The organism is Paenibacillus sp. JQZ6Y-1 (assembly GCF_040719145.1).
Lineage (GTDB): Bacteria > Bacillota > Bacilli > Paenibacillales > Paenibacillaceae > Saccharibacillus > Saccharibacillus kandeliae.
The window spans coordinates 1,671,360-1,690,091 of sequence record NZ_JBFDUZ010000001.1 but is presented as its reverse complement, the minus strand read 5'-3'; the positions used below and the strand labels follow the sequence as shown (position 1 = coordinate 1,690,091).

Genomic DNA, 18,732 nt, shown 5'->3' with positions numbered 1-18,732 from the left:
ATGGCATATCGCAATATCAGCTTCCGATTAGGCAATCCGCTATGACCTTGTGAAGAGTTCTTCTGTACACCAGCCATAAAATAAAAAAATCCCACCTCCAAGACGTTAGTCTTGGGGACGAGATTGTGATCGCGGTGCCACCCCAGTTCGCGGCTGCATCACTGCATCCGCCTTGTCGGGTACGTCGTCGTGCCATAGCTCATCAAATAGATGAGACGGAAAACGCCGATTATACCCCAGCTCTATAACAGGAGCGCCTGTCATACCATCTCCATTTGCTGGTTCCGGTATGCTGCTCAGAGGCTTGTTTCGACTTGGTTGCTTTCCACTCCTTCTCAGCTGCCGGAGCTCTCTGTTGAACCGCAAATCCAGTCTACTTTTCTCATCATCGCATTTGATATGGGTTTTATTGTACTGCCAGTTGTTGCATTTGGCAACTATTGGATTCCCTCTCCTGCTGTTCTACTGATTAGACTTTATTGATAATTACGTTGTATTGTTCTTTTGCCGTGCTCGAAAACGGCGAACCTTCATCAAGTTGCCACATAGCTTATCATCGCAATAGCGCTTGGTACGGCTACGGGTATCGTCATAAAAGACCCAGCGACAATCAGGGTTGTCACAGTGACGGATACGGCGGGCATCGCCATCAAGCAACGTTTTTGCAAAATCCGTAACAATCTCTGCTGCTACTGCATGCCATCCGATCTGCTGTGAGCTATAATGTAGGGCTAGCTGTTCATCTTTGATTTGTAGCTGGCGCTGTACAGAAGCTCCTTGCAACACAGAATTTAAATATGCTAGATGCTGCGTAGATAATGACTCGCCTGATGATGCTTGCGATGCTATTTGACTCAGCTTCACGCGCAATTCCTGTAACATCTCCAATTCTTGCTCAGTCGCCGGTGCATGGGCGTTCAGCTGATGCTGCTCAAGAAAAAGCTGCTGCCACGAGGATAGTGGCAATTTGTCTTGATCATGCTTGCCCTCTTTCCAGTCATGATAATCACTATTCAAAAAATCAGTCCACATCATATCCATACCTATTCACCTGTCCTTGTCATCCACACTATGACCTGATCACTCATCTAACTGTTCAATGATGTCTATATAACTACAGATCATTACGATAGATTATCGCATCAATTAGTAACCATCTTTACGAAAATAGATGGTTACATTATATTTACTGTGTTTAATTACATTGTAACGATCTATGAACCATATAGAAAGTTACAAATACTATACTTCTTCGCAAGTATGGTAGGAAACACTTTTCATATATGGTCTGCTGCTACTTCTCTGATTGATCACTTTACTTCATAGCTCGTCCACTATGCGGAATATTAACCGAAGGAGGCAATACGATGAGCAAGCGCAACGTGAATGTATTGTTACTGCAAAAGGATCAAATCTGGAAAGATGAAGATTGGATTGTTCCACTCTCTCTTGCCCTGGAAGGGCTAACTGCCAAGCAAGCCGCATGGCAACCACAAGGCGATAATCTGACCATTCGCCAGTATGTAACGCATATTCAGTATTATAATGAGCGCGTATTAAACCGTCATGAAGGTAACGATCCGGGGACGGAAGCAGACAATAATCTAGAAACATTTGGTCCTCCGGGCGATCCGCAAGATGAAGCAGGCTGGCAACAGCTGGTTCGTGATGTGACGAATACCTCGCTGGCATTACGTGAAAAAATCGCTTCGTATGACGATGAATCGTTGGATACGCCTTATGCAGATGGTGATATGAGCCGTGGTGAGCAGCTTGCCGGTTGGATCATTCACGATGCCTATCACGCTGGACAAATTGTATTATTGCGTAAATTGCAAGGCTGCTGGCGAACCTCCAACTAAACACATGAACGATTGAAATATACATTATGAAATGACAAAAAACCGGCAATGATAGTAGATACGCCTTTATGGCTGTCATCTACTATTATTGCCGATTTGGTTATACATATGGGGAAGTTGAAGCTAATCCGATCATTGCATATAAGCTTCGACCTAGCTCCACTTATCGACGTAGTGTGTCATTCAGCCATTACGATTCTTTCAATAGATTAGCCGCCCAGTAAGCTCAGCCACAAGTACAGACCTAGCAGCGTCAGGAACAGGGTTGGAATGGTCAGAATCAGACCGATTTTGAAGTAGGCGCCCCATGTAATGCGAATGCCTTTGTTGCCGAGTACATGCAGCCAGAGCAGCGTGGCAAGCGAACCAATCGGTGTGATTTTAGGACCCAAATCGGAGCCGATGACATTCGCGTATACCAGCCCTTCCTGCAATACGCCCTGCACACCGGACGAATGAATTGCCAGTGCATTGATCAGCACGGTTGGTAGATTGTTCATTACCGATGACAAGATCGCGGATAAGAAGCCCATGCCCATCGTTGCCGCCAGCAGACCATGATCCGAAAATCCTTTGATCCATTCAGCCAGAATCGAGGTAAGTCCCGCATTCCGTAGACCATATACAACGACGTACATCCCAATCGAGAAAAAGACAATCGCCCAAGGCGCGTTACGTAGCACTTCGCTCGCCTGTACCGTACTACTGCGGTTCGCCATAATCAGGAAGAAGATCGCGATCACGCCCGCCACCACCGACACCGGAATATGCAGAAACTCGCTGATAAAATACCCCACCAGCAGCAATCCGAGCACCCACCACGATATTTTGAACAGCTTGAGGTCGCGAATGGCTTGAATCGGCTCCTTCAACTGACTCTCATCAAAGGTACGCGGAATACTTTTACGGAAATACAAATACAATACAAGAATACTCGCTGCCAGCGAGAACAGATTCGGAATAATCATGCGTGCGGCATACTCCATAAATGTCACGCCAAAATAATCCGCCGACACGATGTTGACCAGATTACTTACGGTTAACGGCAGAGATGTGGTATCCGCAATAAAGCCGCCAGCGATAATAAATGGAAATACATACTTTTCTTCTAGCTTGAGCGCCCGCACCATCGCCAGTACAATCGGCGTTAGAATCAATGCTGCTCCATCGTTGGCAAATAATGCCGAGACGACCGCACCCAGTACCGAAATATAAATAAACATTCGGAGCCCATTTCCATGCGACAGTCGCGCCATGTGCAGCGCTGCCCATTCAAAAAAGCCAATCCGATCCAGCACGAGCGAAATAATAATAATCGCTACAAAAGCCAGTGTCGCATTCCATACAATACCAGTTACATCCCGCACATCCTGCCAGCCAACAACGCCAGTCAGCAGCGCAATCGCTGCTCCCCCACACGCCGACCAGCCAATCGATAGATTGCGCGGCTGCCAAATGACAAACGTCAGTGTGACAACAAAAATAGCTATAGCGAGTACAATTTCAACCACATTTACATCCTCCAGTTACAGGCAGTGCTGTCTAACAGCAGCGGGTAGCTTGCCGTTTGTTGCAGCACATTCATGTCTTGTCATTTCGTCTTGTTCACTTATGAATAGGGATCATCATAGTAAAGATCAACCTGATCAGTATTGCTAGCAGTTACGGCATCTGAGTGGGCTTATTCAAGCGTTTACTTTCAAATGCAGCAGCAAAGCTTACTTATCAAGCAAGCTCAAGGACTAAAGCAAGCAGGACTGATAAGACAAGCGAATCTGTCCCATGCTTCGCGCAGAAGCCAAATGGGATTCAACCTACTGTTAACAGCACTACCTTTGGTTATCAATTGAAGATCTCAGGGAATCATCATACCATACCATCGTCAAATTCCGACAGTCGGTAACGAGCATTTTTACACCGTTCCTGCTTATATGAATCATATGTCATATGCAGGAAGAAAGAAACTACTCCATTTGCAAAATTGTTATTCGTAATCACAACGATTTTTGGTATAATCGGTATACGACGTTATACGAGGAAGGTGAATTTCGTGAAGCAAGAAACACTTATCGAGGAATGTGATCATTGCGAAAATGCCAATGAAGCTTCACAGCAGACACTTGCTCGTATCAAGCAAGAGCTGATCAGCGACGATACCGCGCTGTCGATGGCGGAAATTTTTAAAGCACTGGGCGACCCGACACGGGTACGGCTCATTTACGCACTATTGCAGCAGGAGCTGTGTGTGCATGATATTTGTGAAGTGTTGGATATGACGCAGTCTGCTGTTTCGCATCAGCTTCGCTATTTGCGTAATATGCGGATTGTGAAGCCACGCAAGGTGGGCAAGACGGTATTTTATTCGTTGGATGATCATCACGTAGAGGAAATTTTCAAGCAGACACATCAGCATTTGATTCATAAATAACAAAAGCACTCCATCCTGTATAGGTTCAGGGATGGAGTGCTTTTGCTTTTACATAAATGTTATTTTTAGATGGAACTTGTTATAGCCTAATGTTCGTTTCCCGTACATTTCATATCTGGGGTTTCCAGTTGAATCGTAATATGCCCGATGCCGTACTGCTTTTGCAGCAATGTACGGGCTTTTTCCATGATGGAAGATCCGTTGTCGCGGTGGTCGATGATTAGATGACAGCTAAGTAGCGGCAATTCGGAAGTGAGCGACCAGACGTGCAGATCGTGAACGCCGTTCACATGCTGAATCTGACCGAGACGCTGCTTCATTTCCTCTGTATCGATATTCGTCGGTGTACCCTCCATCAGAATATGAATGGAATCGCGCGTAATCCGGTAGGCACTGATCAATACGAGCACCGCCACGATCACACTAGCAATCGGGTCAGCCAGATTCCAGCCAAATGCCATAATGAGCAGTGCCGCAATAATCGCGCCAACCGAGCCGAGCAGGTCGCCGAATACGTGCAGCAAGGCACTACGCATATTTAGATTTTCCGAAGACCCTTCCCCTCGCATTAAGACAAACGCAGCAGCGATATTGACCAGCAAGCCGATAATCGCAATCAGCAGCATACCGGAACTTGCTACACCCGGCGGATTCCCAAACCGTTCAAAAGCTTCCCAGAAAATATAGATCGAGATAACGGTCAAAGCAATCCCGTTCAGAAACGCTGCCAGCACTTCAAAACGTTTGTATCCGTAGGACTTGTCACGATTCGCCTGCCGCTGCCCCCAGATCATCGCCAGTAGACTCAATCCCAGTGCCGCCGCATCGCTCAGCATGTGCCCAGCATCCGATAGCAAAGCCAAACTGTTAGTCATGAGTCCGCCGATTACCTCAACAATCATAAACGCGGCAATCAGGAAAAATGCGATGGTCAGTGACTTCTTATTCGTTGTATGTGCATGAGAGTGACCATGACCGTGGGAATGTCCGTGACTGTGCGAATGCCCGCCATGACTATGCGCCTTTTCGTGTTGATGTGAATGATCGTGCGCATTCGTCTCGTCGTGAATATGGTTGTGGTCATGATGTTCATCGTGGTTGTGGTTGTTGGATTGGGACGACATACTATCAGCTCCTTGTACATTCTTTCATATACTATTATCCGAATTTTAATAAAATAAAACATATGAGCAATTGTTCATATGTTAATTATAGTTCGTATTCATTGCTCTGACAACCCGTAGAATCAAAAAAATCACCCGCCAGTATCTCTACATAGACGGATGATTTTTCATTTTTCACAACACTTCTCATGACACTTGCTACAGAGCTTTGTTATGACGCTTACTCCAGAATAATTTGTTAGATTCGTTAGATGATGCTTGCTTATCAATGATGGAAATCTAAATTATTGTGCCTGTACAGCATATACTTTGTCAGTGTTCAACATCTCCACATTCGGATGATCTAAATGATACAAACGACGGTAACGCTCAGAGGAAGCATACAACTGCTGATGCGTGCCTTGCATGACAATCTCGCCTTCCTCCATAAAGATGATCCGATCCATCTGCTCTGCTCGCACCAGATGGTGGGTGACCCAGATCATTGTTTTGTCGGATAGACTTTGCAGCATAATATCCAGCAATTGTCGCTCGGTGCGCGGGTCGAGTCCAACGGTTGGTTCGTCAAGAATAACAATCGGCGTATGTTGTAGCAATACACGCGCAAGTGCAATCCGCTGACGTTCACCGCCGGAAAAGCGTTTGCCTGCTTCTTGCATCGGTGTGTTGTACCCAAGTGGCAGTGAATCAATTAATGTGGACAGCTGCGCTTCATGCAGCGCACGCTCCACCTCTTCTGCCGTTGCTTCGGGACGGCTCAATCGTACATTGTTAAGCAGTGTCGTATCGAACAAATAGGGCTTCTGATTGAGCACCGATACATGATGATGCAGCTGCTCATATAGTGTAGTGGCAGCTTGTCCATTGAGATGAACGATGCCATCGGTCGGCGCATAGATACCTTGTATTAACTTGAGCAATGTCGATTTGCCCGCTCCACTGCGACCGATGATTGCCACCTTCTCGCCTTGGGCAATCTGGAGATTTATATTGTGCAGCACGGATTGATGTTCGCCGGGATAGGTGTAGCTGGCATGTTCAATCGTGATGGAAGTGTGCTGCTTTGATCGCTGTACTGAACCTTTTTTATCAAATGGTAGATTGGGTTCAGCCTGTTCAGCCTGTGCATCCAGCTCGTTCAAACGTGTCAAACGATGAACGGACTCTTGATAAGCCGGAATACGATGAATCGCATCGGTCATGGGAATAAATGCTTCTGCGAGCGGCAGTACAACCAGCACACAAGCAGCCAGCAGCGTTGCATCCATGCTGCGATCTGCTACCTGCGCTGTTGCCCATATTGCCATTTGCGCTACCAGCAAACCAGTTACCACCTGTAAAATCAGACCTACCAGACGCTTATGACTGCTCAATTGGCGCTCTACCTTCATCGCTTCTTGTTCCTGTATCGCATAGCGATTGGCAAACTCCTGTTGTCGACCGCTGATTAGCAGATCGCTAAGTCCCATGACGCCATCTGTCAGACGACTATATAATATCGCTTGTGTTTGCTTGAGCTGTCGCTGCCATTTGCGTGTGAGGTAGAGAGAAGCAAACGGCACAATCGCAACCATGACCAGAATATATAGTGCAATGAGTAGCGCAAAGCTCCAATCAAACCAGCCCAGCGCAGCAATCACAACTCCATATACAACCAGTGCGGCAATGCCGGGGAAAATGGTGCGAACATACACATGTTGCAGTGATTCCAGATCGTCAGACATCACCCCAAGCAAATCGCCGGTACGATAACGTCCCCGTAATTGCAACGCATGTGGCTCCAACTGCTCATACAAACGGACACGCATCTGCGACAACACACGCAGCACAGCATTATGGGACAATAACCGTTCCACATAGCGCAGCACCGAACGGGCAATGCCAAAGGTGCGAACGCCGACAATCGGCACATACAGCATCAGTATATTTTCTGGACGCAGCGAAGCTTTGGATATGAGAAAGCCGGATATAAACGTTAACGCCGCCGCTGCCAGCAGCGTTAGCGCCGCCAATGCAATGATACCAGCGAAGCGCAAACGGTTTTGTTTGATATAAGGTTTGATCCATCCTCCGCTGTTCATGCGGTTCCCTCCCATTGCTCTTGAATCAACTGAGCGTATAGACCGCCGCGACGTAATAGTTCGCTATGTGATCCTTGCTCGGCGATTGTACCTTTGTCCATTACGATAATATGATCCATATTCGCCATCCAGTGCAGTCGATGCGTCGCCAGAATAACAAGTCGATTCTCAAATAATGGCAGCATGGTTTGCTTCAATTCGTACTCCGTTTCAATATCCAGATGGGCAGTCGGCTCATCCAGCAGCAGCACTTGGCGTTGTCCAAGCAATGCCCGCGCCAGTGCTACCCGCTGCTCCTGACCGCCGCTCAAACTGCGCCCACCTTCCCCGATCCTTTCATGCAAACCATTGGGCAATTGTTGTACTACCCCAGAGAGTCCAGCATCGAGTGCTGCCTGCATTACCTGCTGCTCCGTTGCCTGCGGTTCGTACAGAGCAATATTTTCCAGCAATGACGCACTGAATAGATACGGCTGCTGCGGGATATACGCGGTCTGACTCCGCCACAAAGGATCATGTAAGTTGACTGAAAGATAGTTATTCGTAGATGTGGTCTTGACGGTACTAGCTTTATTGAGAGAATGATTGGTAACCCTACTTTTGTTTGTATCATTATTTCCATTGATATGATTAATTTGATCTGCATGATTAGCATGGTTTTGATCTGTATCATTGGTATGTGTTGGATGTGGGATAGACGGCTGTATCGTTTGCAGATTATCTGAATATTCATATTGGCAGTAGGCTGTGCCTTCATTCGGAACGAGAAAACCGGCAAGTACGTCGATCAGGGTAGATTTGCCCGCTCCACTGGCGCCGATAACGCCAATTTTGCCACTCCCTTGCCATGTAAACGAAATATCATGTAGAGCAGTATAGTGATCTTGTGTCATAACGTTTTCTTGCGTGCGGAATGAAGCTTGTGCTTGACCAGATAAGCCTTGCTTTGAATGAGAGGAAGACTCTTTTTGCCCAGATGGAATGTTCTGCTGCATCGGCGATTGACCGTAAACGACAGATAGATGTTCCAACGAAAGCACACTATCCTGATTCCATATGGCATTTGGTTGCGCAGCAATCCAGTTTGTACCATTCTGCTGTTCTACCATTTCTTCGCCCACTACAGACTGCTGTAAAATACGGCGAATTTCCTCGCCCGCTTCCTTGCCATCCATCGTTGCATGATAATCTGCTCCAAGCGAACGAATCGGCACGAAAAATTCAGGCGCTATAATCAAAATAGTTAGCGCTGGTTCAAGCAGCATCCCACCGTTGACCAATCGCAAACCTAGACTAACTGCCACAACAGCTACCGTTAGCATGGTAAAAAAGTCCAATGCAAACGACGATAGAAATGCTACTTTCATGGAAGATAATGTCGCCTTGCGATACTGCTCGCTCGTCCGCACAATGGTCGCGCCATGCGCCTTGCTGCGACCGAGAAAGCGCAGCGTCTCTAATCCACGCAACGAATCAACAAAATGATTAGACAACACTCGATACGTTGCCCATTGCCGATCCATCTGCTTTTGCGCAGCCAGACCAAGCAAAATCATAAATGCGATCAAGATCGGAAATACCAATCCAAGAATCAGTGCAGATAGCCAATCCAATCGCAGCACCCAGATGCCAATAAGCAGCGGGGTCAAGCCGTTGGATAACATGCGCGGAATGATTAGCTCCAAATAAGTACGGTATTTGGCAATGCCTTCACGTACTAGCGTAACCATATTTCCTGTTCCTTGCCCCATTACATAGCGCGGTCCAAGCACGAATAGCTTATCCATTAGCGCGCGACGCAGCTGTTGTCCGGTCGTTTCGGCAAATCGATATGCTAGCTTTTGTAGCAGCATGGACAGCAGCTGACGAAGAATCCATGCGCTCACAAAACCGCCGATATGACCAAGCTGACGTTCTAGCGCATCCCCATTGAAGAGTCCGCTGACCGCCTGTGCCAGCCAGACGCTTTGCATAATGATGACGACCGACTGCACCAGCGTGAGTAATGCCGTCCATATCATGACACGTCGAATCCCTTCCAGCTTCCACAAATCTCTGCCCATGCGTGCCACCTCTTTACTATCATTTCATATATCGATTGTTTGAGAAAGAATACGACAATCATGATGCCTATAGTCGCTTCTCATAGGCATCATGTAGCTGCATCCTTTGGTTACAGGTATTGCTTACTGAATATGGAGATACATCATTGCAGTATCCATACTCATTACGTGCATATAGAAGCTTCAGACATTGCTCATTCTATACATTTAATATTCCAAATGTGTCTTCTCGTTCAACCGTTTATGGAATACAAAATAGCTCCAAATCTGATAGCCTAGCACAAATGGCAGTAATGATAGCGCCACAATCGTCATCACCTTCAGTGAATATGCACCGGATGAAGCATTGTACACGGTTAGATCATACATCGCTCCTAATGAACTCACCATCACGCGCGGGAATAAAGAGACGAACACACCGGAAATAGCCAGCGCAATCAATGCGCCTGTCATACCGAATGCCCAGCCCTCGCGACGCTTCTGAATAAAATAACCTGCCAGTACAAAAGCGACAAAACCAACAACTGCCATCACGATCAGCGCCGTACCGCGTACACGGAATGCGTCGGTATACAGCGCCGTCAATACTGCTACCAGCACAAGCAATCCCGCTAGTGGAACGAGCAAGCGCTGTGCCAGACGATGCGACCGTTCGCGAAGCTCCCCTGTCGTGCGCAGCGCTGCGAACATCAATCCATGCACAAGGCAGAGCATCACAGTCGTTACACCCGCTACGAGCGAATACACATTGATCACATCGAAGAAACCAGCACGCATCTGCATATCGCCATCAATCGGCAATCCTTTTAACATCGTGGAAAAGGCAACGCCAAACAGCAGCGGCGGCAGCAGACTACCTAGGAAAATACACCAATCCCAAACCTTTGTCCAAGTGGTATGCCCAACCTTCCCGCGAAATTCAAATGCGACCCCGCGTGCAATCAATGCCAGTAGTAGCGCGACAAACGGCAGATAAAATCCGCTGAACAGCGTCGCATACCAATTGGGAAATGCCGCAAACATCGCACCGCCCGCTGTCAGGAGCCATACCTCATTGCCATCCCAAAACGGACCGATAGAATTGATCAGCAACCGCTTTTCCTTATCATTACGAGCGACGAACATGGTCGACATGCCCACGCCAAAATCAAAACCTTCCAGAAAGAAGAAGCCAACAAATAGTACCGCAATCAGCACAAACCACAATTCATTAAGAGACAGCATGCTTCATTCCCTCCATTTCAAACGGATCGCTGTGCAGATGGTCGTCTTGCGGTTGCTCATCCACCGGACCTTGTTTGATAACTTTGACGAACAGATAGACCATGACGCCACCCAGCACAGAATAGATAAGCGTAAACGTAATAATCGAGAACAGCACTGAACCTGCGCTAACATTGGGCGATACGCTATCCGCTGTTGTCATCAGTCCGAATACCGTCCACGGCTGTCGTCCGATCTCTGTCATCAGCCAGCCAGTGGTATTGGAAAGGAACGGCAGCGCAATACTCCATGTCATCGCCCACAAATACCACTTCGGCATACGTTCGGTACGGCGACGGAGCAGCATCCACGCGCCAATCAGCGACATTACGATCAGCAGACCGCCGCCCGCTACCATAAAGCGGAAGCTCCAAAAGGTTGTTTTTACTGGCGGGATGTATTGTCCATCGCCATATGTTTGCTCATATTGTGCTTGCAGATCATTCATCCCCGTCACAGAACCGGTAAATGTACCATATGACAGGTAGCTGAGCAGACCCTTCAGCGGGAAATTGATTTCATAGGAATTGCGGTGATTGTCTGTATCTATACCGCCAAATAGCATCCACGGTGCTTGTTCTGGTGTTGTTTCCCAGATGCCTTCCGCTGCCGCCATTTTCATCGGCTGCGTTTGTACCAGATATTTTGCTTGATCATGACCGCTGAATGCGACAACCAGCGACGAGATCAGACCGACGATAATGCCGAGCTTGAAGGTCTTTTTAAATAACTGCACATCCTGCTTACGCAGCAGCTTGTATGCACTGACACCTGCCATGAGAAAGGCACCTGTCAGATACGAACCGAATACAGTATGCGGGAATTCCACTAGCAGCTGTCCATTGGTCAGCAATGCCAGAAAGTCATTCATCTCTGCACGTCCATTCTGAATCGTAAAGCCAACCGGATGCTGCATAAATGAGTTCGCCGCCAGAATCCAGAACGCTGATAGCGTTGTACCGAGCGTTACCAGCCAGATACAGAGCAGATGAACCTTTTTCGACAATCGATCCCAACCAAATACCCATAGCCCGATAAAGGTCGACTCCATAAAAAAGGCAAGCAATGCTTCGACCGCCAGCGGCGCACCGAATACGTCACCGACAAAACGCGAATAGCTGGACCAGTTCATCCCGAACTGAAACTCCTGCAAAATCCCAGTAACCACACCAACGGCAAAGTTGATTAGAAATAACTTTCCCCAGAACTTGGTTAATACTTTGTACTGCTCGTTTTTGGTCACAACATACATCGTCTCCAGCAAGGCAACGAGTAGCACAAGGCCAATCGATACCGGCACGAAGAAGAAGTGAAACACGGTTGTGAGCGCGTATTGAATGCGTGATAACATAATGACATCCATACGAATCTTCCTTTCTCCCCTGATTATTCATAATGATTGGTTAATTTGGAGCTATGCTGCGTCTATGTACAATCGCTTTTATGCAGCCCGCCCGAAAAGCTATTCCAAGTTTAGAAAAAAAGTTACTGACCGATTGTGATTTTTATCACTAAAAGTATCTAAAAATAAAACAAAAAGTGACAAAAAGTGATCGAAATCACAAAATTCCTTGCCCTTTCTGCTTGTTCACGTTTACATTTAGAAGAATACAATACAAATGGAGACTACTGGAAAATCAAAGCCGATTACGCAGACACCGCTATACATGTACAAATATTCCATTACATATGGTAGATAGACAGGCGATGAGGTTAATCCATGATAGATATCAACATTCATGCTTCCATCCACATACCTTACTCTGAAGGAGCGTGACCCTACATATGATTGAGTGGTTTCAAGGTATTCCCCCCATCATGCAGGCATTTCTCGCAACGTTATTTACATGGGGCATGACGGCGCTCGGTGCCGCACTCGTATTCACCTCGAAAAAGCTAAATCAAAAGGTGTTTGACGGTATGCTTGGTTTTGCTGGTGGAGTGATGATTGCCGCTAGCTTCTGATCATTGATCGCTCCAGCACTGGAAATGGCAGAACGAGACAGCTCGCTACCCGGCTGGATTCCGGCAGCAATCGGCTTTATGCTTGGTGGATTGTTTTTGTGGGCAGCTGACAAAATCATTCCCCATTTACACCCTTCCCTGCACCCTACTACCGATGGACACCGACCGGAAGGGATGGGTACAGGCAACAAGCGGCGTAGTACATTGCTTGTTTTTGCGATTACGCTGCATAATATTCCAGAAGGATTGGCAGTCGGTGTTGCCTTTGGCGCCGTTGCCAATGGCACCTCCACCGAATCGCTTGCTGGCGCTATTGCACTCGCTATCGGAATCGGAATTCAGAACTTTCCTGAGGGATTGGCGGTTTCCATGCCACTTCGCGGGGAAGGCATGAGTCGGCGCAAGGCATTCTTCTACGGTCAGCTATCTGGAATGGTGGAGCCGATGGCAGCTGTTGTCGGTGTGCTTGCCGTTACATTGATCACTCCCCTATTGCCGTATGCGCTCTGCTTTGCCGCTGGTGCGATGATCTTTGTTGTCGCTGAAGAAGTGATACCCGGATCACAGGAAAATGGCAATAAGGATCTGGCATCTATGAGTCTAATGATTGGCTTTACTGTTATGATGATTCTGGATGTGGCGCTTGGTTAGACGAAACGCTGTATATACGATAGTTCATAGTGCTTGTATTGTTACAGATGCGCGTCCGTTTGTATGAGCAGTGGATGGTATTTGATAGTAAATACTGGTGCCATTACAATTGCACACATTGCCAAATGCAAAAGACCCTCTATGCTGTCACATGACAGTGTAGAGGGTCTTCATTTGTTAATGAAAAACAAGCCAAACGACCAGGGGCGCAATGATGGAAGCGACAATTGCGCTAATGGTCATCGCAATGGAACTCATCGATGAGGCGCGTTCGCCAATCTCTAGCGCCTTGGCGGTACCAAGCGCATGACTAGCACTACCAAGAGCGATCCCACTGCCAATCATATGCCGAATACGGAACAGTTTCAGCAAGTATACGCCTGCCACTGCTCCAGTAAATCCGGCAATCATCACGAATACCGAGGTCAGGGACGAATCGCCGCCCAAATGATTAACGATCTGAATGGCTACCGGCGTGGTGACCGATTTGGGTACGACTGACAAAATAAAGCTGCGGCTGAATCCACAAACCAGTGCTAGAAGCATACCGCTCAGCATACCAGCAAATACACCTGCCAGCGATCCGCCAACAATCGGCAGCCAGTTTTTCAACAATTGCTGGCGCTGCTTGTATAATGGATACGCAAGTGCTACCACACCCGGTCCAAGCAGCTGGTTAATCCATTGCCCGCCAACCATATAGGTCGAATACGGCACATGAAATAGCACCAGCAGAATTACAATCGCCGCCGTTCCTGTCAAGGCTGGCATGAGAAAAGGCAAACGATACTTTTTGTAAATTATCGCCATCATCGCATAGATGAATACCGTCAGTACAACAATAACGACAGCTAGTACAATATTCATCAGCGATTCCCCTTCTCTCTGTACACAGCATGTCCCGGTGACCTACCGCTACTGCCTGATGTGCTTGCAGGTGCATTTGCTGACTGCTTCTGTTGCGGATTCAAAGAGGGCGATGGATCTGCGATCCGGTTAGATGAATGCTGCTGCTCATCGACATGGCTATGGCTAGCATGCTCATCCTCCGTCAAATGGATCACGCGTTCACCAGAAGCATCCAGCGACCATTCCGGTTCTAACGGTGTCTCTGATGCTTCGACTGTATGGACACCGGCTTTCTTTTCCATACGAATCGCCAGCCATTGACTGACATGACCGGCAATGACGATGGTGATCGCGGTGCTTATGATCACCACAGCGACCAGAAGCAGACCTTTACCGACAAACAGATCGAGATGGTTGACTACACCGACCGTTGCCGGCACAAAAAACAGCGGCAAATAAAAAAGCAGCGTATTGCTGCCCGTCTCAATCCACGATACCGGAACGACCCGGCATAATAACAACACAAATAACAGCAGTAATCCAAGAATACTACCTGGGATCGACAGATGCAGCCACTGTTGAATCATACCGCCCAGCCAGGCGAATGCGTACAGCAGCGCAATCTGGATGATGATCTTGAACAGCTTCATTGCCTCATTTCCCTTCCACTCCATCTGAGGATGGTTCTGTATCTGTATTTGTTTCCATACCTATAGCTTACCAGATTTTATAGCCGTTCCATACCAAAACAGACAAATTTCTGTTGTCGAATTGGGTAAGCGCTCTATTTCGATTCTTTTGCAATACAACAAAAAGCCATTTCCTCAGAGTAGGAAATGGCTTGAAAAGGATAATTCAAAGCACTGTTTGCTGTGTTGATACTACAGGCTATAATACTGCATTTCTACAACAAAATTATAATTTTGCTGGGTTGGCAGGTTTATGAACAGTTGAGGACTTTTTGTTCTTTTTGCGTTTAAGGTTGGTTGACGATGTAGCTGTTGCAGAACGCGCAGCTGACGCATCACTTTTCGCTAGCTGCACTGCTGGTTTCGATGATGTTGACGTAGCAGATGGTTCAGTGGAAATCGAAGATGATTTCGACGATTGTTTGGATTGCGGTTTGCCAAATTCTTCTTCGATCACTGCCTCTGCTGCTTCAGCGATTGGCGCCGCATCAACCGGATACATACGTTGGAACAGCAGTGTTTGTAAAATCAAGAACGTACCGCTGACCATCCAGTACAACGGCATCGCTGCCGGTGCGCTAAAGGAGAAAAATGCCATCATAATCGGCGAAATATATGCCATCATCGCCATTTGCTTTTGCTGCTCTGGCGTCATCGTTTTCTGCGAAATCTTCGCTTGGAACAGATACAATACCGCTACAATAATCGCCATGATCCAGTCTGGCTGTCCCAGCTTGAACCATAGGAAGGAATGCGTCGATAGCTCCGGTGTCAATCGGATCGCTGTATACATGCCCGACAAAATCGGTAATTGAATCAGAATCGGCAGACAGCCGATATTTAGCGGATTAAAGTTGTGCTTTTTGTACAGCTCCATCATTTCCTGCTGCATCTTTTGCTGCTGTGCAGCGTCTTTTTTGTCACCGTACTTCTGCTTCAATGCGTCCAGCTCTGGCTGCATTTTGCTCATGATCTTCTTCATGCCCTGCTGCGACTTGGCTTGACGCATCATTAACGGCAGCAGAACAAGACGTACGATTAAGGTTAGCACGATAATCGCCATGCCATAACTACCGCCAAACCAGCCTGCGATATGCTGCATGCTGTAGGACAGCGGATAGACGACGTAATGGTTAAAAAATCCCGGTGTCGCCGAGTCAATGGTGCTTACATTGTTGCTGCATCCCGATAACAGCAGCACCATCAATGCCATAATTATCAGACCGTATAGACGGCCTCTTTTACCGATTGTGAACCCCTTGAAAACTTCCATGTTATTCCTCCTTGTTGATCATTCATAATGGATGAGGTCAACAAGGAAACACAGTCTGAATTATCATCGTCTGGCGCTTCCTTCCGGCGGATCATGCGCGATAAGCGCAGTGGTGCCGGATGGCTCGTAATGGACAGGATCAGCGGAAAGAAATGATGATCTTCGTCGCGGCTGCCGATCATCCAGAACCGGGTCACATGATAATACAGATGGAAAATCAGGGAACAGGTCAGCACGATAATCAGCATCAACGACATGATATAGGGTAACCAATCTTGAAAGTCCTGCAAGGGATTCACCTCCTTTATCCTCAGATAACGTAACGGTATACACTGCTTCAACCTAACGTTACCCGGATGACTGTATTTATTATAACACTATTTACATCATTTGCAGTAGACATCTTTCGACAGGATCGGCGGCAATCTTGTGAACGAACCTTTTCCATATCGAAAAACTTGAAAACGTTATTATCATCGTATACAATGAACATGAAACAGGCAAAACATAACACAGGATTGTTACTGGTGATGCAGGCAAAACCTAAATTGGCAACGAAACCGGCATGAAAATGCTGCTTTTGTTCCGGTTTAGGTTTTTTTTCGTTTCAGCAGTTCATCCCGATCATACGTAGAAAGAGGTTATGAATATGGCACCAAAAGGTTTTCCAAAAAACTTCCTCTGGGGTGGCGCAACCGCAGCCAACCAACTGGAAGGCGGCTATAACGAAGGCGGCAAAGGTCTGTCCAGTGCCGATATGATCGCTTATATTCCTAAAGACCAACGTAGCAAAGACATGTCGCATGCGATGGAAATCACTTCCCAACGTATTGAAGATATTCTGAACGGCTCGTTTGAAGCTCGTTTCCCGAAACGTGATGGTATCGACTTTTATCATCGTTACAAAGAAGATATTGCACTGTTCGCCGAGCTGGGCTTCAAAGTATTCCGTATGTCCCTTCACTGGGCGCGCATCTTCCCGAACGGTTACGATGAGCAGCCAAATGAAGAAGGTCTGCAATTCTACGATAACGTATTCGATGAGCTGCTTAAGCATGGCATTCAGCCACTCGTAACGCTGTCTCACTACGAGACACCACTGGGTCTAACGCAAAAATATAACGGCTGGGTAAGCCGCGAAGTGGTCGATCACTACGCACGCTATGCCGAGACAGTATTCAAACGCTACAAAGACAAAGTGAAATACTGGCTGACCTTTAACGAGATCAATGTGATCACGATCAGTGCCTTTACGGGTGGTGGTGTAGTCGTAGATCGTCTGGATAACAAATTGCAGGGCATGTATCAAGCGCTTCACCATCAATTTGTTGCCAGCTCCATTGCAACCAAGCTGTGTCACGAGATCATTCCAGATGCACAAATCGGCTGTATGCTGGCTCGTATGGAAACGTACCCGAACAGCTGTAATCCAGAAGATATTCGTAAAGCACAGCTTGCCAACCAGATGAACCTGTTCTTTACCGATGTGCACGCACGCGGCGAATATCCAAAATTCATGGATCGTTATTTTGAAGAAAATAATATCGTACTGCAAAAAGAAGAAGGCGACGATGAGCTGCTCAAGCAGTACACTGTAGATTACATCTCCTTCAGTTACTATATGACAATCACTGTAGCAGAACATCCAACCGGTGAGGAAGGCGTCGGCAACCTTGTAGCCGGTAGCGTTGTGAATCCGCATCTGGAATCATCCGACTGGGGCTGGCAAATTGACCCTATCGGTCTGCGCGTGACACTGAACGCTATGTATGACCGTTACCAAAAGCCACTGTTTATCGTGGAAAATGGTCTCGGTGCTTATGACAAAGTAGAAGCAGACGGCTCCATCCATGATCCGTACCGTATCCAATATCTGCGCAAGCATATTGAGCAGATGAAAGAAGCGGTTCGCGATGGCGTAGAGCTGATGGGTTATACCGCATGGGGTCCCATTGACCTCGTGAGTATGTCCACCTCCGAAATGTCCAAACGTTATGGCTTCATCTATGTCGATCAGGATGACGACGGCAATGGTACACTAGCACGCTCCAAAAAGGATTCGTTCGCTTGGTATCAAAACGTGATCGCAACCAACGGCGAAGAGCTGTAAAATTGGCAATAACTATTATACAATCAACAACATTTAGTACTACATTGCATATTAGATAATACCCGTTCCAAGGTTTGATGCTGGACGCTCCCGATTGGGGATGACGGAACGTTCGGCTCCAAATAAATCATCAACCATCCGAAACAGGCGACAGCACCGGTCCATCCGGCACTGTCGCCTGTTCTCGCTCATGCTCATGCTCATGCTCATGCTCATGCTCATGCTCATGCTCATGCTCATGCTCATGCTCATGCTCATGCTCATGCTCATGCTCATGCTCATGCTCATGCTCTCAAAGTATAGGAGTGGGTTGTGGCATTGCCAAGTATTCCTCACGATAAATATGATCAACTTTCTTCCATACTGCCTCCGCT

General features: G+C 47.1%; 13 protein-coding genes, 2 pseudogenes and 1 other annotated feature. Of the genes and pseudogenes, 4 read left to right on the top strand and 11 right to left on the bottom strand.

The genetic code is table 11. From position 1 onward, the window contains the following. Positions 1-110: 110 nt before the first annotated feature. Positions 111-398 (bottom strand) — a binding site (T-box leader). 88 nt (positions 399-486) lie between these two features. Then, positions 487-1,041 carry a CGNR zinc finger domain-containing protein gene (locus ABXR35_RS07385; protein WP_367057571.1) on the bottom strand — a complete coding sequence of 185 codons (555 nt, stop codon included), beginning with the start codon at positions 1,039-1,041 and terminating at the stop codon, positions 487-489. 326 nt (positions 1,042-1,367) lie between these two features. On the opposite strand from ABXR35_RS07385, the gene ABXR35_RS07380 reads away from it, so the two are divergent. Then, complete coding sequence (locus ABXR35_RS07380; protein WP_367057568.1) at positions 1,368-1,862, top strand: DinB family protein; 495 nt, start codon at positions 1,368-1,370, stop codon at positions 1,860-1,862. A 209-nt stretch (positions 1,863-2,071) separates the two neighbouring features. Here the strand turns inward: ABXR35_RS07380 and ABXR35_RS07375 are convergent, their stop codons facing one another. Beyond that, entirely contained in the window at positions 2,072-3,373 is a 1,302-nt protein-coding gene (locus ABXR35_RS07375; protein WP_367057565.1) for an arsenic transporter, read from the bottom strand. A gap of 539 nt (positions 3,374-3,912) precedes the next feature. On the opposite strand from ABXR35_RS07375, the gene ABXR35_RS07370 reads away from it, so the two are divergent. Continuing rightward, positions 3,913-4,290, top strand: coding sequence for an ArsR/SmtB family transcription factor (locus ABXR35_RS07370; protein WP_367057562.1), 378 nt, complete (start codon positions 3,913-3,915; stop codon positions 4,288-4,290). Between the two features lie 86 nt (positions 4,291-4,376). Here the strand turns inward: ABXR35_RS07370 and ABXR35_RS07365 are convergent, their stop codons facing one another. The 5 genes from ABXR35_RS07365 to ABXR35_RS07345 all read right to left on the bottom strand — a co-directional run bounded on the left by ABXR35_RS07365 (position 4,377) and on the right by ABXR35_RS07345 (position 12,184). Continuing rightward, positions 4,377-5,414, bottom strand: a complete 1,038-nt coding sequence (locus ABXR35_RS07365) for a cation diffusion facilitator family transporter (protein ID WP_367057560.1) — start codon at positions 5,412-5,414, stop codon at positions 4,377-4,379. A gap of 284 nt (positions 5,415-5,698) precedes the next feature. Further along, complete coding sequence (cydC, locus tag ABXR35_RS07360; RefSeq protein WP_367057557.1) at positions 5,699-7,495, bottom strand: thiol reductant ABC exporter subunit CydC; 1,797 nt, start codon at positions 7,493-7,495, stop codon at positions 5,699-5,701. Further along, positions 7,492-9,558 (bottom strand): ABC transporter ATP-binding protein/permease, encoded by a 2,067-nt coding sequence (locus ABXR35_RS07355; protein ID WP_367057554.1) that lies wholly within the window; start codon positions 9,556-9,558, stop codon positions 7,492-7,494. The genes cydC and ABXR35_RS07355 overlap by 4 nt, the downstream gene beginning before the upstream one ends. 207 nt (positions 9,559-9,765) lie before the next feature. Next, entirely contained in the window at positions 9,766-10,782 is a 1,017-nt protein-coding gene (gene cydB / locus ABXR35_RS07350) for a cytochrome d ubiquinol oxidase subunit II (protein ID WP_367057551.1), read from the bottom strand. Further along, positions 10,769-12,184, bottom strand: coding sequence for a cytochrome ubiquinol oxidase subunit I (locus ABXR35_RS07345; RefSeq protein ID WP_367057548.1), 1,416 nt, complete (start codon positions 12,182-12,184; stop codon positions 10,769-10,771). Before ABXR35_RS07345 ends, cydB begins: the two co-directional genes overlap by 14 nt. A gap of 422 nt (positions 12,185-12,606) precedes the next feature. Here ABXR35_RS07345 and ABXR35_RS07340 point away from each other — a divergent pair. Continuing rightward, positions 12,607-13,437 (top strand): annotated as a pseudogene (locus tag ABXR35_RS07340) (ZIP family metal transporter). 177 nt (positions 13,438-13,614) lie between these two features. Here the strand turns inward: ABXR35_RS07340 and ABXR35_RS07335 are convergent. From ABXR35_RS07335 to ABXR35_RS07320, 4 genes and pseudogenes are all read right to left on the bottom strand, one after another. After that, a complete protein-coding gene (locus ABXR35_RS07335; protein WP_436669349.1) occupies positions 13,615-14,307 on the bottom strand; it encodes an LrgB family protein in 693 nt (230 codons plus the stop codon). Further along, positions 14,304-14,936, bottom strand: coding sequence for a CidA/LrgA family holin-like protein (locus ABXR35_RS07330; RefSeq protein WP_367057543.1), 633 nt, complete (start codon positions 14,934-14,936; stop codon positions 14,304-14,306). Before ABXR35_RS07330 ends, ABXR35_RS07335 begins: the two co-directional genes overlap by 4 nt. Before the next feature lie 520 nt (positions 14,937-15,456). Next, positions 15,457-16,248 (bottom strand): annotated as a pseudogene (yidC, locus tag ABXR35_RS07325) (membrane protein insertase YidC); the annotation flags it as partial. Then, complete coding sequence (locus ABXR35_RS07320) at positions 16,194-16,538, bottom strand: hypothetical protein (protein ID WP_367057540.1); 345 nt, start codon at positions 16,536-16,538, stop codon at positions 16,194-16,196. The gene ABXR35_RS07320 and the pseudogene yidC, both read right to left, overlap by 55 nt. A 353-nt stretch (positions 16,539-16,891) precedes the next feature. Between ABXR35_RS07320 and ABXR35_RS07315 the strand changes: the two genes are divergently transcribed. After that, positions 16,892-18,358, top strand: a complete 1,467-nt coding sequence (locus tag ABXR35_RS07315) for a glycoside hydrolase family 1 protein (RefSeq protein WP_367057537.1) — start codon at positions 16,892-16,894, stop codon at positions 18,356-18,358. The last annotated feature ends 374 nt before the right edge of the window (positions 18,359-18,732 follow it).

Bases quoted from the DNA above. Each gene is read 5' to 3' on its own strand.
- cydC (WP_367057557.1), bottom strand. From the start codon at position 7,495: ATGAACAGCGGAGGATGGATCAAACCTTATATCAAACAAAACCGTTTG.
- ABXR35_RS07380 (WP_367057568.1), top strand. From the start codon at position 1,368: ATGAGCAAGCGCAACGTGAATGTATTGTTACTGCAAAAGGATCAAATC.
- ABXR35_RS07315 (WP_367057537.1), top strand. From the start codon at position 16,892: ATGAATATGGCACCAAAAGGTTTTCCAAAAAACTTCCTCTGGGGTGGC.
- cydB (WP_367057551.1), bottom strand. From the start codon at position 10,782: ATGCTGTCTCTTAATGAATTGTGGTTTGTGCTGATTGCGGTACTATTT.
- ABXR35_RS07355 (WP_367057554.1), bottom strand. From the start codon at position 9,558: ATGGGCAGAGATTTGTGGAAGCTGGAAGGGATTCGACGTGTCATGATA.
- ABXR35_RS07345 (WP_367057548.1), bottom strand. From the start codon at position 12,184: ATGGATGTCATTATGTTATCACGCATTCAATACGCGCTCACAACCGTG.
- ABXR35_RS07330 (WP_367057543.1), bottom strand. From the start codon at position 14,936: ATGAAGCTGTTCAAGATCATCATCCAGATTGCGCTGCTGTACGCATTC.
- ABXR35_RS07385 (WP_367057571.1), bottom strand. From the start codon at position 1,041: ATGGATATGATGTGGACTGATTTTTTGAATAGTGATTATCATGACTGG.
- ABXR35_RS07365 (WP_367057560.1), bottom strand. From the start codon at position 5,414: ATGTCGTCCCAATCCAACAACCACAACCACGATGAACATCATGACCAC.